Raw genomic sequence first — 14,948 nt, forward strand, 5'->3', positions numbered from 1 at the left:
CAATATTGAAGTTATTTTTCTGGATCCCCGCCTACGCGGGGATGACATCGAGTAGGTTTTGCGAGCTATGCAACAAGGCCGCTTTTAGTTAGGAATTACAATGGATTTAATAAGAAAGGAAAAAACGTGCATAAATATCAAACACATTGGGTAGAACACTCTATAGTCAAAATATTAAGTAGTACCGGTAAAAAGCATATAGCATTAATGGCAGGCGGTATGTCTGCTGAGCGTGAAGTATCGTTAGTGTCAAGCGAAGGAGTTAGTAAAGCTTTAATTGAATTAGGATATAGAGTTACCTTTATTGATATGGGAGCGGATATTGCAGTTAGATTACAAGAAATAAAACCTGATATCGTTTTTAATTGCCTGCACGGTACATATGGTGAAGACGGTTGTTTACCAGGATTACTTAATATAATGCGGATTCCTTATACTCATAGCGGCGTGTTATCTTCAGCTTTAGCATTCGATAAAATACATTCTAGGATCTGGTTTTTAACGAATAATATTAATATGGCAGAAAGCATTGTTGTAAATAAAAGCGATAATATAAAAAATGATCCTATGAAACGACCGTACGTTATTAAGCCTCTTACGCAAGGTTCAAGTATTGGTGTTGAGGTGATATTTGCAGAAGACGATTTTAACTTTGCCGATTATGATTTTCCTTACGGTGATCAGGTAATAATAGAACAATATATAAAAGGGCGAGAATTGCAAGTAGCGGTATTAAACGGCAAAGCTCTTGGAGCTTTAGAGATTAAATTACTAAAGAATCGTTTCTATGATTATGAAACTAAATATACCGAAGGATTTGCTGATCATCTTTGTCCTGCTCCGCTACCTGCTAATTTATATGAGAAATTACTTATAGAATCAGAAAAAATTTATAAAACAATCAATTGTAAAGGTCCTGCTAGAGCAGAGTTTATTTTAGAAGAGCAGACAAACAAGTTATATACTTTGGAGATAAATACTCACCCAGGTATGATGCCTTTATCAATAGTGCCGGAAATTGCAGCTTATGCAGGGATAAATTTTACTAACTTAATTGAAGAAATTATAAAGACGGCAAGCTTTGAATCATGAGAAAAAAAACAAGCTCCAATAAAAAAAACAAACAACAAAAACTCATAATATCTCATTACGCCGAAAATTAGGACTAATTTACAAAAAAGCAATATTAGGGCTTAAGATTACTTTAATTATCTTTGTATGTCTATTTGTTTTTACAAAATATTTTGCCGGCATAAAAACCTACTTAACAACAAATATATACCAAACAACAACAAAACTTGGGTTTAAACTTGAGAATGTTATTATTGAAGGACAGCAAAATGTCGATGAGCCTACAATATTAAAGGTTTTAAATGCGAATAAGGGCAGTCCTATTTTTGCTCTTAAATTAGACGAAATTAGAAATAATTTAAAGAAAAATAAATGGATCAAGGAAGTATATGTCAGTAGAAGATTACCAAATACGGTATATATAAAATTATTTGAAAGAGAACCTATTGCTATTTGGCAAATTAATAATCAGCTTTTCTTAGTCGATGAAGAAGGTTACGAAATTAGTAAAAATATTCAACCTTTTCCTCATTTATTACATGTTGTAGGGGAAGGGGCGAATATCTATGCAGGTACATTAGTATTAGAGCTGCAGAAATATCCGGCATTAATGAATAAAACTTCAGCTGCTGTAAGACTCGGAGATAGAAGGTGGGATTTAAATCTTAAAGGTAATATAAGTATTAAGTTACCTGAAAAAGAGTTTGAAGAAGCATTAAAATATGTCGATGCACTAAATAAAGCTAATAAGCTATTTAACCAAAATTATAAGGTTTTGGATTTAAGGGATAAGAATAAGTATTATATAGAGAAGTACTGAGAATCATCATTGTGAAGAGAAACGTAGTTTCGACGTGGTACTCTTGTCAAGCATCTTGAGCTTGCTTCGTCTCATTACTTTGTAATTCTTCGCGCAATGACGTTTTTGGAATAACAAGCATAAAAAAATGAAAGAGAAAATATCAAATTTTGTTACACTTGATTTCGGTAGTAGTAAGATTGCCGTAATTGCTGCCTATATTAGTAAAAAAGGTGAAATTAAAGTAGCTAGCCAAAATTTGCATCATTCTAAAGGTATTAAATCAGGAGTTATATCAGATTTAAAAAATGCTGAAACTAGCATTGTTTCAGCAATTTACGCACTTGAAAAAGATTGCGGTAAAAATATAAAAAAAGTTATATTATCGTTATCAGGTGCCGACACTAAATCTTATTATATTAATTATACCATTAAAGTTAACGGGCAAACCGTAACGCAGCAGGATATTAAAAAGTTACTACAAAAAGCATTACTTGAATTTAAAGTTAAAAACCAAGAAATTATTCATTATTTTCCTCTTGAATTTACCCTTGATAATAATTCAGTCGAGAATCCTATAGGTATGTACGGTAGAGAACTTAGTTGTGAATTACATATTATTGCTGCTAGTTCAAATATGTTATCAAATATTGTACAATGCTTCGCTAAATGTCATGTTGAAGTCACAAATATTACTCTAGCAATTTATGCTTCTGCTATTAGCTGTCTTACGAATGATGAAAAAAATCTAGGTTCGCTTATCATCGACATGGGGGATAAAACTACCTCTTTCGGCATTTTTTTTGCCGATAAATTAATATATACGGGGCATGTAAATATAGGTAGTTTTTATATTAGCTCGGATATTGCTAAAGTCTTTGGTATTGATCTTGTTACGGCAGAGAAATTAAAAATTTTATACGGTAATGCAATGATACCTTTATTTGAGAAAGATAGTATTATAAATATGGAGGATTTTCAGGTTGATACTCATCATACTTTAAATACTTCCGTAACAATTTATAAATTGGCTGAGGTAATAAGAGCAAGAGCCGAAGAAATATTATCAATGGTAAAAGCCGAATATGATAAAGCAACAAAAGGGCAGGTTGAAGTTTTTAGAGTTGTAATTACCGGCGGCGGGTCTCAGCTTAGAGGACTTAAAGAGCTTTCAAATAAAATTTTTGAAAAACAGAGTAGAATCGGTAAACCGGAGATTATTGCCGGTTTTATAGAAGACTATAATCCGGCTATGTATTCAGCAACTATAGGAATGCTAAAAATTCATGCTCTAAAACAGCAAAAAGAATTTGCTCATATTAGACTTGATGCCAATAGTAGCTTCTTGAAAAAAGCTTTTGATTGGTTTAAAGAGAATATTTAGAGAGGCTACCCGCGTTGGACTGGAAAATGCATTTAGTGTCATTCCCGCTTCTGTGGGAATGACATAAAATGATCCACGCAACAATACCTACTTGCAATGAGGACTTGTATTTACGCGGGCAATGTCATTTAGAAATATTTTGCTAAGAATTATTATTAGGTTTTTCTCTAGAACAAATTAGTACATTCCCTTTAACTTCGATAATAAAAAGTCGGTCGCCTGTTTTTGCATCGATTTCATTTGGAACAAGGTAAGCATTCATAATAGCACCGGACCATCTTACTTGTCCTATAGTATCAGAAGAAACTGTAGCACTATAAACCTCTACCGTTTTGCCTATCATATCCGAGTAATTTTTTGTTTTATCAGTTTTATTATAAACATATTTTTTAAGAGGATAATATAATATGCAAAACCAAATAAGTGATAATATACCAAAAAATGTTATTTGATTTGTTAAGCTAACTAGAGGGTAGTTATATACCACAAGAGTGTTTGATAACGCTCCAAGCCCAAAGAATAAGAATCCAATACTTGGAACTGTAAAGAATTCAACAACTATGCAAATTATACCTATTATTAACCATATTTCGGTGAGATAATTATTTATCATGAACATAAGTTTTTAAAAATAATATTACGTCAGCTATGTCTTGTGGCTTTGAGATACCGGCAAAGGACATTTTAGTTCCTGGTGCATAGCTACTTGGTTTATGTAAGAAAGCAAATAAACTATCATCATCCCATACGCCGCCAAGTTTTGATAGAGCAGGGGAATATTTATAGTCTGCTATGCTTGCTTTTGGTCTGCCTGCTACATCCCAAAGATGCGGTCCTAGTTTATTTGGACCGTCTTTATCAAGAGAATGACACATTAAACATTTCTTGGCTATTTCACGACCGTTATCGGCGTTAGCAGTCTTCATTAATTCCAGTATATTGACCGGTGCTTGCTCTAGTGCGGTAGTATTTTGATTTTCTGATGATTCTTGAACTGCAACGCTGTAGCCGCGATGTTGTAACTCTAGAGTGGGCTTGTATAATATATTTGCAACAAATCCAACCATCATAGCAATTAAACTAGCAAATAAGATGGCTGCAACAATTTTATTTAATTCTTTTCCAGACATTTATTTTGTTTTTTTATTAGAATTTATACTATAATTTAAGTTGTAAGAGAAGTTAATTAAATAAATAAAAGAAAAATTTATAAAAATATTTGTTCTTTGGAGAGAAAAATAAATGTCAAAAAAATCAAGGGTTAGAAAAATATTTAATAAGTTAAAATCTTATTGGACTAGTTTTAGACAAAGTAAAATCGGTAAAATATTATTTAGCAATAGTTTAAGTTATGCAGTTTCCATAGCTTCTATAGCAATTACAGTTTCTGGACTTTTTACTCCTATATCACCGATAATTATAGCTGTAGCTGTTGTTTCAGGAGTTAGCGTAGGAATTCAAGCTGTAAATGAGACTTTGAAAGTGCATGATTTGCGTAAACTTCATAAAGAGAATAATTTATTAGTACATAACAGAAATGCTAAAAGTCAGCAAGATTATATATTATCATTAGAACCGAGCTTAAAAGATATTTTGAAAAATGAATTATATACGCCGCAAACGGCAGGTAAGGATGCTACTCAAGATAAGTATGAGTTAAATGTAAATAAATTGAAAAGTACAGGACGAATATTTGGCAATAATTTAGGTGGAGCCGCAAATTTGGCCGCTTCTATTATTAAAGGTGCGAGCGGTAATGTGCTTGATATATTAAAAGCTACGGGTTACGGTGTAGTTACGACCGCATCATTAATTATCGACGGTCTTACTGAAAAGGAAAAAATAGAAATAAAAGCAATATTTAAATTAAATATAAATGAAGAATATAAAAAACAAGATACTCCTATATATAAAAATTTAGAACAATTAGAGAATTATACTAAGAATCAAGTATTGCAAACATTAGCTTTAAAAAAATTAATAACGGATAAGAATTATTGGAGTATGAATAAAGACCAAAAAATACAAAAATTTCGAGCAATAATAGGCAGTTTTAATTCTGAAATAAAAAGAAACGGTTTAGAAGAATTTTTTAGAGAAAATAAAATAACAATGGATAATAGCAAAGAGAGCTATGTTAAAGATATTAAAAATGTAATGAATCCATTTTATGAAAATCCTAGTAAAACCGAAGGATATAATCCTTTAACTAAAGCTATGGATAAAGATAAAGTTAATAATGCTGAAATAAAAAGGACAAAAAGTGAAAATTTAACAAGGATGCAAAAAAGAAAGCGAAATTTAACAATATGAAATGATTATTATAACTCACTGCTAGTTACAAATTTGTAAGAGGTAGTATCGCTAAATATTCTATGCAATAGTTCATTATTAAGAGCATGGCTGGTTTTGTAGCCTTTAATTGCACTTACAATGCTAGTGCCGTTGGTATATAAATCACCGAATAAATCTAATAGTTTATGGCGAACAAATTCATCTTCATAACGTAAGCCGTTTGGGTTTAAGATTTTATCCTGCTCATCTATTCCTATAGCATTCTCAAATGAGGCACCTTGGGCAAGCCCTTTGCTTTTCAAATAATCAACATCTCTTATAAAGCCAAAAGTTCTAGCATCCGCAATATTTTTAGTAAAAGATTCTTGATCCCTAAAACTTAGATTTTGTCTGCCTATAGCTTTACTACTAAAATCAATGGTTAAATCTACAGTCATGTGATCGGAAGGAGTACAATATAATTCACAATCTTTATGGACTACTTTTATATCTTTTAAAATTTTTAGATATTTTTTAGGAGCATTTTGTAATTTTTTTCCTGCACACTCAATCATAAACACAAAAGGTTTACTACTGCCGTCCATAATTGGTACTTCAGGACCGTCAATTTTAATAATTGCATTATCAATGCTGCATCCCCAAAGTGCTGCCATTAAATGTTCAATTGTTGAAATTTGAACTTTATGATCATTACTGATAGTAGTAGATAACAAGGTATCGGAAACATTGAAATAGCTAGCTTCAATATAATTATTTTCAGAAGATATATCGGTTCTAATGAATATAATTCCGGTATTTTCTTTAGCGGGTTCTATAGTTAACTGGGTACGTTTTCCTGAGTGGACCCCGATTCCGTAACAACTAACCGGTTTTAATAATGTACTTTGCTGCATTTTAGGCATTTAAAAATATATTTAAATATTAATATTTAATGCCAAATTATACAAGTTATATTATGTTACAGAATATTACTACTCGATGAACTTCAAAAATTGGCTGTGTCATCCTACAAGAGTTGCGATACTTACGTATTAAGTATACGCGCCGCTCCTCACCTTGTGGATTCCTTGCTCTTTTTGAAGTTGATCTTCGTCTATGTTAGTATAAGACTTCTTGCATAACTTGCTAATAAGGAGAAATTTGAAGGAGATACGGAACGCAGAACCGCAGCGTACACGCAAGTAACGTGAGGATTCGAGTACCGGATCGACGTACAAATTACCCTTATTAGCAAGTTATGCAAGAAGTCTTATTAAAATCTATATAATGTATACTTAATAAAATACCAAAAATGATAAGCTACAAAACTACCGACTACGGCAAAAACAGAAAATAAGAAATCACTGCCGTTAATAGTGCCGTAAGGTACATGAGATGATAAAGCTCCGGCATATGTACCGATGCTGCACATTGAAAAATACGAAAATAAAGCTGTTCTAAGTTCGTAATCCCTAAATTTATCAATTAGTATTAAAATATTGCAAATATAAATGGATCCTAAACAACTACCGATTAGTATTATATATAATATATTAAGGTTTTTATTAGTTCCATGAAGCGGTAGTAAAATAAAGCAGACGAGCAGAATTATAGTGAGTGATAAATTAGCAAAATATTTATTTACTTTGCTTAATATATAGCATATAGGAATTATAGAAAAACATATTGCTAGAAAAATGTATTTTAGTATAAGTCTTAAATTAATTAATGCTAATTCTTTCTTTAATGCAAAAGCTTCATAATACCATAATATATCCAAGGTGACATAAGCAACTACGAAGCCTGTCAATAATTGTAATTCGACATTTTTTATTAAGGATGAAAATTTGGAATTTAAATTTAATTTATGAGATGTAGGATTATAATGCAGAAATTCGGTTAGTATATTGATACAATATAACAATGCACAAATTACTATAGTATTATTTGTTGGTGTTATAAATGGATTTAATAAATCTACCATTAAGTTTCCACCCGCCCATAACAACATTATACAAGCTAAAAAAAAATATTTCTTTTCTTTGCTACTCTCAATAATGTCTAATGTTATAGAAGTGAAATATGAAAATGTTCCAAAATTAATTACAATAAAATTAATTTTAATTAGAGTATAATTATTTAATAAAATTAGGTTTATTGTACAAATAATTAATAAAGATAAGCTAATTAAAATAATTTTTTGATTACTTAACTTATTAATTAACTGTGTTAAGGCAAAGCCTGCGATTATCGAACCTATAAATTTAGTTTGATTGATATGATTTATTTGTTCTCCGCCTAGATTTTTATTTAGCAGTAAAAAGATTTTAAAATTATAAAAATTTATAGCATTGATACAGGAAAAAATAAATATTCCCAACAGTGAGAAAAAAATAGTTTTGTAATCGTTTTTTAAAGTCATAAATTAAGTGTTTGCTAAACATAAATACATGGTATATAACTCATAATTATAATGATTAAGATTATTATCTTAAAAATTAAAGAGATTCGTAATTCCATTATTTAAGTATATATGGATAGTTATTAGATTATCAGCTTTTAATCAAGTATGGTAGTCTTATTTGTAATTTGTATATAATTATTGTTGAATTTTAAAAAAAATTAATGAATTAAATAATATGAAAATATTTTAATGTAAGAAAAATAATAATATATTTTTTAGTATTTTAAAGAGGTGTTATTTGAAGTTTATCTAGAATTTCATTTTTGCTCTTTACTCATAGATAAATTATCTATTTAAATAAATTAATACAAGATAAACAATGATTTTTCTTAAGATACAAGCATTATATTAATTATTTGTTCTTCAAGTTAGTGAGCAAGATAAATGAATAAAAAGATTATAATTGATGCTAATTTTCCAAGCGAAACAAGAGTAGTTTTATTAGGACAAAGCAACAATATAGAAGATATTGAATTTCAAACAACCGTAAGACAACAAAATAAAGGTAACATTTATTTAGCAAAAGTTACAAGAATAGAACCGTCGCTACAAGCTGTTTTTATAGAGTACGGAATGGATAAAAGCGGTTTTTTACCGTTTAGTGAAATCCATTCTAACTATTACAATTTGCCTACCTCGGAGAGAAATTTTCCGGTTAATGCTTTTCCTGAAATAGCTCTTTCAAATATTACGGTTGAGGATGATAAAGAGAAACCGGTTGCTATATATGATTCTTTGGTTGATAGTGAAGAAATTGACCTAAAAACCATAGAAGATTTAGTAGAGAGTAAATTCCAGTCAGAACTTAATTTAGAAGCGGCTGATGATATTGAAATGATTCAAAGTGGTACCCCTGAGTCAAATATTCCGCAATATAAACAATATAAAGTTCAAGAAGTAATAAGAAAAAACCAAATATTATTAGTGCAGGTTACTAAGGAAGAACGAGGAAATAAGTGCGCCGCTTTTACTACTTATATATCCTTGGCTGGTAAATATTGTGTTTTAATGCCTAATAAAGGTTCGCAAAACGGTATATCGCGTAAAATATCAAACGGGGAAGAAAGAAAAAGACTGAAAGATATTTTAAATAAAATAGTAAGCGGTGACAAAAATGCTTATAGCGTCATTGTTAGAACCGCAGGTAGAGGAAGTAGCACCTTAGATTTAAAGAAAGACTATAATTATTTAGCAAGGTTATGGAATAAAATTCGTAAAAGTACTATTAAATTTCCGGCTCCGTGTTTTATTCATGAGGAAGATAGTATAATACGTAAAACCATACGTGATATGTGCGATCACAATGTTAAAGAGGTGGTAATTCAAGGACAAGAGGGTTATGAAGACGCTTCAAAATTTATGCAGGATTTATTACCTTCAGAGCTTGTAAAGCTGAAAGAGCATAAAAGTAAAACTCCTATATTTACTAAGTTTCAAATAGAAGAGCAATTAGTTAAATTATATCAGCCTGTAGTGACGTTACCTTCAGGAGGATATATCGTTATTAATCCTACGGAAGCTCTTATTGCAATTGATGTAAATTCCGGTAAATCAACTTCTGAACAAAATATTGAAGAAACGGCGCTAAAAACTAATTTAGAAGCAGCCAAAGAAGTAGCAAAGCAAGTAAAGCTTAGAGATCTATCAGGTTTGATAGTTGTTGATTTTATAGACATGAGCGAAGCTAAGAATCGTAAAATTATTGAACGATCCTTTAAAGAGTTTTTAAGTCGTGATCGTGCTCGTATACAAACCGGTAATATTAGTCAGTTTGGACTACTTGAATTCTCAAGGCAGAGATTACGTTCTTCTTTCTTAGAAACTAATTCGGCAATTTGTTCTCATTGTAACGGTAAAGGAGTCATTAGAGCAAGTGACGCTAATGCTATGTTAATTTTACGTACTATAGAGAATGAAATTTTTGAAGAAAGAATTGATGTAATAAATGTTTTTACCAATATCGTTTCAGTTATTTATCTACTTAATAATAAACGTGCTGAGATAAAATTTATTGAAGAAAAATATAATATAAAGCTTAATTTTTATTCCGATCCTAATGCTACATCAGATAGTTATTCGATTGAAAAAGTGAAGCTGTTCAAGAAAAATAACAATAATTTTAATTCTGTTAAGCCGGTAATTCAGAATCATAATGCCGATTATACTGAAGAAGAGTTGAAAAAAGAACAGTTACGCAAAAATAAACATAAATGGAAAACAGCTAATAATAGTAATAATGTTGCTAATGAAGTAAAAGATAAGAGTTTAGAGGCAAAAGAATCGGTGGAGCAAACCGTAAGCGTTGTGGAAGAGGTGAAAGTTGTAGAAAGTAATGCCGGCTTAGAAGAAGCACAAGCTGCTCCAAAAAAGACAAAACGTAGATATCGTAATAATAAAACATCAAATAAGAAATGTCCTTCTAATACCGTCGAAGATACGGAAAAGAATGCAGAGTCTTGATTTGAGGGCAATATGTCATTCCTGCGAAAGCAGGAATCCAGTAATCCTTAATGTCACCCCGTGGGCTTGACCACGGGGGCAAAATAATAAAAAATACTAATAATATTAGTATTTTTAGCTGGATCCCGCGATCAAGTCGCGGGATGATAAATGATAAACCTATCCACGCCACAAGGCCTACGCGGGGATGACATAGCAATGCTGTAATGACGCGATAAAAAACATAAACTTAAAATAAAAGTGCAGAAAAGTTTAATTACAAAATGGTTGTGTATAAGTTGTATAATGGTCATAGCGACGATTGTTATAGGGGGGATAACAAGGCTTACCGGTTCTGGTTTATCTATAGTTGAGTGGCGTCCGGTAACCGGTATTTTGCCGCCTTTTAGTTTTGAAAGCTGGCAATCGGAATTTGCTAAATATAAAACTTTTCCTGAATATAACTCCGTTAATTACGGAATTACTTTATCACAGTTTAAGTTTATTTATCTGTTAGAGTTTATACATCGATTACTCGGTAGAATTACAGCTTTAATATATATTGTACCTTTAATATATTTTTATTTTAAAGATGTTATAAAAAATCGTGACATGCTACCTTATATAATTGCTTTGTTGTTATTTTGCGTACAAGGCTTTATAGGGTGGTATATGGTTAAAAGCGGCTTGTTGAATAGCCCGTATGTTAGTCATTTTCGACTTGCTTTTCATTTAATTATCGCCGTAATTATTTATCACATACTTTTTTATCAACTAATAAAAAATCGTTGTGATATTTTGTTAATCCCGTCACAAACAGATTTTAAATTACCATTAATATTTTCCGGTATTGCTATTACTGTAGTATATGTGCAAATTTTTTTAGGTGCTTTAGTTGCAGGGCTTGATGCAGGGCTGATATATAATAGTTTTCCGCTAATGGATGATAGATTTATCCCGATGGAGATAAAAGATAATTTCTTTGATCTTAAAAATTGGTATGATCCGGTTTTTATACAATTCATACATCGTTTAGGCGGCTATAGCGTATTTTTGGTTGTTGTAGTTTTGATAATTTGCTTATTAAAAATAGAGCATCCGAAATTAAATAAGATAGCGTATTTTCTAATGATTGCATTATTTATGCAGGTATCTACCGGAATAATTACTCTTTTATACTCTGTACCTATAATAATTGCCTCTATACATCAGCTTTTTGCTATAATCCTTTTATCTATAATAATTTGGTGCTATTTTTTAATAAAAAGTTCCTAATTTATTAAAAATATGATCATCGGTGTCAATACTCCTATTTCTTCTAGATTAGATAAATATTTAAAACGTCTATATCCCTTATTGACTCAAGGAGTAATAGAAAAAGCATTACGTCAAAAACAAATTACCGTTAATTCTCAGAAAGCAGAAGCGAGTTTAAGAGTAAAGGGCGGCGATAAAATTTTTATTAACGATAAGTTTAATTTACCTGTTAAGCAACCTGAAAAATTAGTTTTTACCGACGCTGAAATTAAGCTAGCGAAGAAAATTACTACCGATTATTTGATATATGCAGATGATGATTTAATAGCTATAAATAAACCTGCAGGTCTTGCTACTCAAGGCGGCACTAAAATAAATTTATCTATTGACTCTGCATTAAAATATTTGAATTATAAAGGTGCTGATTTTAAGCTAGTACATAGATTAGATAAAAAAACAAGCGGTTTGCTCTTAATAGCCAAAAATTATTTAAGTAGTGTAAAACTTCATGATGCTTTTAAAGAAAAATTGGTTGTAAAAACATATTTTGCCGTAACCTATGGGAAGCCAATTAAAAATGTAGGCGAAGTTAGAAGTAATATAGAAAAGAGTAAAGGAAGTACACCTAAAATTACTGATCTTGATATTGAAAATGGTAAACTTGCCATTACTTATTATAAAGTACTTAAATCACTTGATAATAACTTATTTTTAATTGAATTTACGCCGGTTACAGGTAGAATGCATCAATTAAGGTTGCATGCTAAATTATTAGGTTGTCCGATACTTGGAGATGATAAATATGGTAATAAAGAAATAATGCCGTATAGTAAATATATGTTCTTGCATGCTAATAATATATGTTTATCTGAAAAAATTTTTGGTCAAGAGATTAAGTTAGAAGCAAAATTACCGTTTTATTTTAATAGACGTCTTACATAACTTGCTTCTAAAGGTAATTTGTACGTCGATCCGGTACTCGAATCCTCATGTTAAGTGTACGCTGTGGTTCTGCGTTCCGTGTCTCCTTCAAATTTCTTTTTATTAGCTGCGTTATGTAAGACGTCTATTAAGTTTGTGGAGTGTTGCAGTTATGATGCGTAGGTATTTTTTATTGTTGCTTTTTTTTATTACTAATTGTATTGATTGTTTTGCAGATATACAGCAAAGAATCAATGAAGCAGAAAAAGAATATATCAGTAATAGGTTTTTAAATGCCGTTTTTATGTTTGCCGATGATTATAAACCTTTATTAACCGGTGCTAAAGGAATTTTTGCTTTAAATGGTGAGCAATTAAAAGCAAATGAAATGATGCCTATTGCTTCTGCTACAAAGCCTTTTACAGCAGCGGGAATCTTAAAATTACAAGAACAGGCATTATTAAATATTAACGATAAAATTTATAAATATCTTGATCCGGAAATGTGGGGTGGAAAAGTGCCGGATTGGGCATATAAAATATCTATCCATAATTTATTAACGCATAGTAGCGGTATTGCTGAATATTTTAGTTTTGTTAAACTTGATTTAAATATGTCTAAGAAAGAGATTCACAAGAAAATATTACAATTTGTTTCTTCTAAGCCTTTAGAAATATCTATAGGGAAAAATTTTAAATATAGTAATACTAATTTTGTTATACTCGGTATGATTATAGAAAAGGTGGCTAAAAAAGATTTAGCTAACTTTTTTTATGATGAATTTTTTAAACCGCTTAATATGAAATCTACTAGTTTTGCTTCATATAGTGAAGCCGCTAGAATCCAAAAAAACGTTATTAGTTCTAATTATCCGGTAAGATATTTTTTAACGCCTAATAATAGTAATAAACCTATATTTACTCCTGTAACTGCTGATTTTTTAGCAGTTCCTTGTGCTGACGGTGGTATAATATCAACACCGGTTGATCTTATTAGATGGTATAGGGCATTAAATGAGGAGAAAATTCTTTCTAAGAAGTCGTATAAACTTATGACTACTAAATATTTTTTAGCACAAGATATAGAAGGGCGTAAGTCTTATATGGGTTACGGTATTTTTCTTACTGATCTTGATTCTAAGCGTTTAATGATTCATTATACGGGAAAAGCCCTTGGAATACAAAGTGAAGCAGGATATGTTTTGCCTGATAATCTTTATTTTGCTATACTCAGTAACACTATGATAAAAATTCCTGAAGAAGAAAAAGATAAAATTGACATGACAAATCCTTTAAATCAACTTGGAATAATTTATTTTAGAGATGCAATAATAGGGGCAGCTATAAAAAATTAAATAGACTTGTTGTGTAACCTATCTTATAAAGAGGAATTTGAAGGAGACACGGAACGCAGCACCGTAGCGTACACTTAGTACGACGTGAGGATGCGAGTACCGGATTGACATACAAATTACCTTTAGAAGGAGGTTATACAACAAGTCTAATGAAGATAGTTACTTGGAATATTAATTCATTGCGTCTACGGATCGATTTATTAAGAAAATTAGCATATGAACATCAGCCGGATATTATTTTACTTCAAGAAACAAAGGTAGCTGACTCATTATTTCCTCTTGAAGTTATTAAAAATATAGGCTATGAACATGTAATATATTCAGGGCAGAAATCATATAACGGTGTTGCTATTATTTCAAAATTTCCTTTGAATAATGTTTTTTCATTGGAGTTATATAATAGTGATAAAAGGCATATAGCAGCTATAGTTAATGATATAGAAATACATAATTTTTATGTTCCTGCCGGCGGTGATATACCTGATATCGAGGTAAATACAAAATTTAAGCATAAGCTCGAATATGTAAGGTTAATGCAGGAATGGTTAACGACTAACCGTACTAAAAACGATAAAATGATTATTGTTGGGGACTTGAACATTGCTCCGCATGAACATGATGTATGGTCTAGTAAGCAGTTGCGAAATGTTATCAGCCATACCGATATTGAACGCTCGTTATTGGTAGAGCTACAAAATGCGTTAGGTTTTATTGATAGTAGCAGACATTTCGTATCGCTTGACGAAAAATTTTATACTTGGTGGAGTTATAGAAATATAGATTGGAAAAAATCTAACAGAGGTAGGAGACTTGATCATATTTGGGTTAGCGATAATTTAAAAGGTGCATTATTTTCTATGCATTTACTATCAGAAGCACGTGATTGGTCTTCACCTTCGGATCATGTACCATATTTTGTGACTTTTAATTTACAGATGTCATCCCGTGGTCAAGCCACGGGATGACAATAGTATTAAGGAGTAAT

Annotated in this window: 12 protein-coding genes and 3 pseudogenes; 10 read left to right on the plus strand and 5 right to left on the minus strand. The window is 30.9% G+C overall.

Annotated features, from left to right (window positions below):
* Window positions 1-126 precede the first annotated feature (126 nt).
* The 3 genes and pseudogenes from WSW_RS0103145 (at window position 127) to ftsA (ending at window position 3,254) form a co-directional block, all read left to right on the plus strand.
* The gene (locus tag WSW_RS0103145; protein ID WP_016917042.1) at window positions 127-1,092 is read left to right on the plus strand and encodes a D-alanine--D-alanine ligase; all 966 of its coding nucleotides are present in this window, start codon (window positions 127-129) and stop codon (window positions 1,090-1,092) included.
* Window positions 1,089-1,891 (plus strand): annotated as a pseudogene (locus tag WSW_RS01000000108145) (cell division protein FtsQ/DivIB). The gene WSW_RS0103145 and the pseudogene WSW_RS01000000108145 overlap by 4 nt, the downstream one beginning before the upstream one ends.
* A 127-nt stretch (window positions 1,892-2,018) precedes the next feature.
* Complete coding sequence (gene ftsA / locus WSW_RS0103155; RefSeq protein ID WP_016917043.1) at window positions 2,019-3,254, plus strand: cell division protein FtsA; 1,236 nt, start codon at window positions 2,019-2,021, stop codon at window positions 3,252-3,254.
* Between the two features lie 142 nt (window positions 3,255-3,396).
* Here ftsA and WSW_RS0103160 read toward each other — a convergent pair whose 3' ends face one another.
* Together WSW_RS0103160 and WSW_RS0103165 are read right to left on the minus strand one after the other, a co-directional pair.
* Complete coding sequence (locus tag WSW_RS0103160; RefSeq protein ID WP_012719513.1) at window positions 3,397-3,873, minus strand: NfeD family protein; 477 nt, start codon at window positions 3,871-3,873, stop codon at window positions 3,397-3,399.
* On the minus strand, window positions 3,857-4,384 hold the full coding sequence (locus WSW_RS0103165) for a c-type cytochrome (protein WP_016917044.1): 528 nt from the start codon (window positions 4,382-4,384) through the stop codon (window positions 3,857-3,859). Before WSW_RS0103165 ends, WSW_RS0103160 begins: the two co-directional genes overlap by 17 nt.
* Before the next feature lie 112 nt (window positions 4,385-4,496).
* On the opposite strand from WSW_RS0103165, the gene WSW_RS0103170 reads away from it, so the two are divergent.
* Window positions 4,497-5,567, plus strand: coding sequence for a hypothetical protein (locus tag WSW_RS0103170; protein WP_016917045.1), 1,071 nt, complete (start codon window positions 4,497-4,499; stop codon window positions 5,565-5,567).
* A gap of 8 nt (window positions 5,568-5,575) precedes the next feature.
* On the opposite strand, the gene lpxC is transcribed toward WSW_RS0103170, so the two are convergent.
* A complete protein-coding gene (lpxC, locus tag WSW_RS0103175; RefSeq protein ID WP_012719516.1) occupies window positions 5,576-6,442 on the minus strand; it encodes a UDP-3-O-acyl-N-acetylglucosamine deacetylase in 867 nt (288 codons plus the stop codon).
* Between the two features lie 220 nt (window positions 6,443-6,662).
* Here lpxC and WSW_RS1000000111555 point away from each other — a divergent pair.
* Window positions 6,663-6,812: pseudogene (locus tag WSW_RS1000000111555) on the plus strand (palindromic element RPE1 domain-containing protein); the annotation flags it as partial.
* On the opposite strand, the gene WSW_RS0103180 reads toward WSW_RS1000000111555, so the two are convergent.
* On the minus strand, window positions 6,802-7,950 hold the full coding sequence (locus WSW_RS0103180; protein WP_016917046.1) for an MFS transporter: 1,149 nt from the start codon (window positions 7,948-7,950) through the stop codon (window positions 6,802-6,804). The pseudogene WSW_RS1000000111555 and the gene WSW_RS0103180 overlap by 11 nt on opposite strands.
* A 426-nt stretch (window positions 7,951-8,376) precedes the next feature.
* Here WSW_RS0103180 and WSW_RS0103185 point away from each other — a divergent pair, with 426 nt between their 5' ends.
* The 3 genes from WSW_RS0103185 to WSW_RS0103195 all read left to right on the plus strand — a co-directional run bounded on the left by WSW_RS0103185 (window position 8,377) and on the right by WSW_RS0103195 (window position 12,630).
* A complete protein-coding gene (locus tag WSW_RS0103185) occupies window positions 8,377-10,452 on the plus strand; it encodes an Rne/Rng family ribonuclease (RefSeq protein WP_016917047.1) in 2,076 nt (691 codons plus the stop codon).
* A gap of 240 nt (window positions 10,453-10,692) precedes the next feature.
* Window positions 10,693-11,706: a COX15/CtaA family protein gene (locus WSW_RS0103190; RefSeq protein ID WP_016917048.1), complete on the plus strand. Its 1,014-nt coding sequence runs from the start codon at window positions 10,693-10,695 to the stop codon at window positions 11,704-11,706.
* 12 nt (window positions 11,707-11,718) lie between these two features.
* Window positions 11,719-12,630, plus strand: a complete 912-nt coding sequence (locus WSW_RS0103195) for an RluA family pseudouridine synthase (RefSeq protein ID WP_016917049.1) — start codon at window positions 11,719-11,721, stop codon at window positions 12,628-12,630.
* On the opposite strand, the pseudogene WSW_RS1000000110515 reads toward WSW_RS0103195, so the two are convergent.
* Window positions 12,609-12,779 (minus strand): annotated as a pseudogene (locus WSW_RS1000000110515) (palindromic element RPE1 domain-containing protein); the annotation flags it as partial. The gene WSW_RS0103195 and the pseudogene WSW_RS1000000110515 sit on opposite strands and share 22 nt — an antisense overlap.
* 2 nt (window positions 12,780-12,781) lie before the next feature.
* On the opposite strand from WSW_RS1000000110515, the gene WSW_RS0103200 reads away from it, so the two are divergent.
* Window positions 12,782-13,963 (plus strand): serine hydrolase domain-containing protein, encoded by a 1,182-nt coding sequence (locus WSW_RS0103200; protein WP_016917050.1) that lies wholly within the window; start codon window positions 12,782-12,784, stop codon window positions 13,961-13,963.
* 149 nt (window positions 13,964-14,112) lie between these two features.
* A complete protein-coding gene (xth, locus tag WSW_RS0103205; RefSeq protein ID WP_014273305.1) occupies window positions 14,113-14,928 on the plus strand; it encodes an exodeoxyribonuclease III in 816 nt (271 codons plus the stop codon).
* Window positions 14,929-14,948: the final 20 nt, after the last annotated feature.

The sequence above is a fragment of the Rickettsia honei RB genome (genome assembly GCF_000263055.1).
In the GTDB taxonomy this organism is placed as follows: domain Bacteria; phylum Pseudomonadota; class Alphaproteobacteria; order Rickettsiales; family Rickettsiaceae; genus Rickettsia; species Rickettsia rickettsii.

Coding starts and splice junctions, on each gene's coding strand:
- WSW_RS0103165 (WP_016917044.1), bottom strand. CDS start 4,384: ATGTCTGGAAAAGAATTAAATAAAATTGTTGCAGCCATCTTATTTGCT.
- WSW_RS0103185 (WP_016917047.1), top strand. CDS start 8,377: ATGAATAAAAAGATTATAATTGATGCTAATTTTCCAAGCGAAACAAGA.
- ftsA (WP_016917043.1), top strand. CDS start 2,019: ATGAAAGAGAAAATATCAAATTTTGTTACACTTGATTTCGGTAGTAGT.
- WSW_RS0103180 (WP_016917046.1), bottom strand. CDS start 7,950: ATGACTTTAAAAAACGATTACAAAACTATTTTTTTCTCACTGTTGGGA.
- WSW_RS0103170 (WP_016917045.1), top strand. CDS start 4,497: ATGTCAAAAAAATCAAGGGTTAGAAAAATATTTAATAAGTTAAAATCT.
- lpxC (WP_012719516.1), bottom strand. CDS start 6,442: ATGCAGCAAAGTACATTATTAAAACCGGTTAGTTGTTACGGAATCGGG.
- WSW_RS0103160 (WP_012719513.1), bottom strand. CDS start 3,873: ATGTTCATGATAAATAATTATCTCACCGAAATATGGTTAATAATAGGT.
- WSW_RS0103195 (WP_016917049.1), top strand. CDS start 11,719: ATGATCATCGGTGTCAATACTCCTATTTCTTCTAGATTAGATAAATAT.
- xth (WP_014273305.1), top strand. CDS start 14,113: ATGAAGATAGTTACTTGGAATATTAATTCATTGCGTCTACGGATCGAT.
- WSW_RS0103200 (WP_016917050.1), top strand. CDS start 12,782: ATGATGCGTAGGTATTTTTTATTGTTGCTTTTTTTTATTACTAATTGT.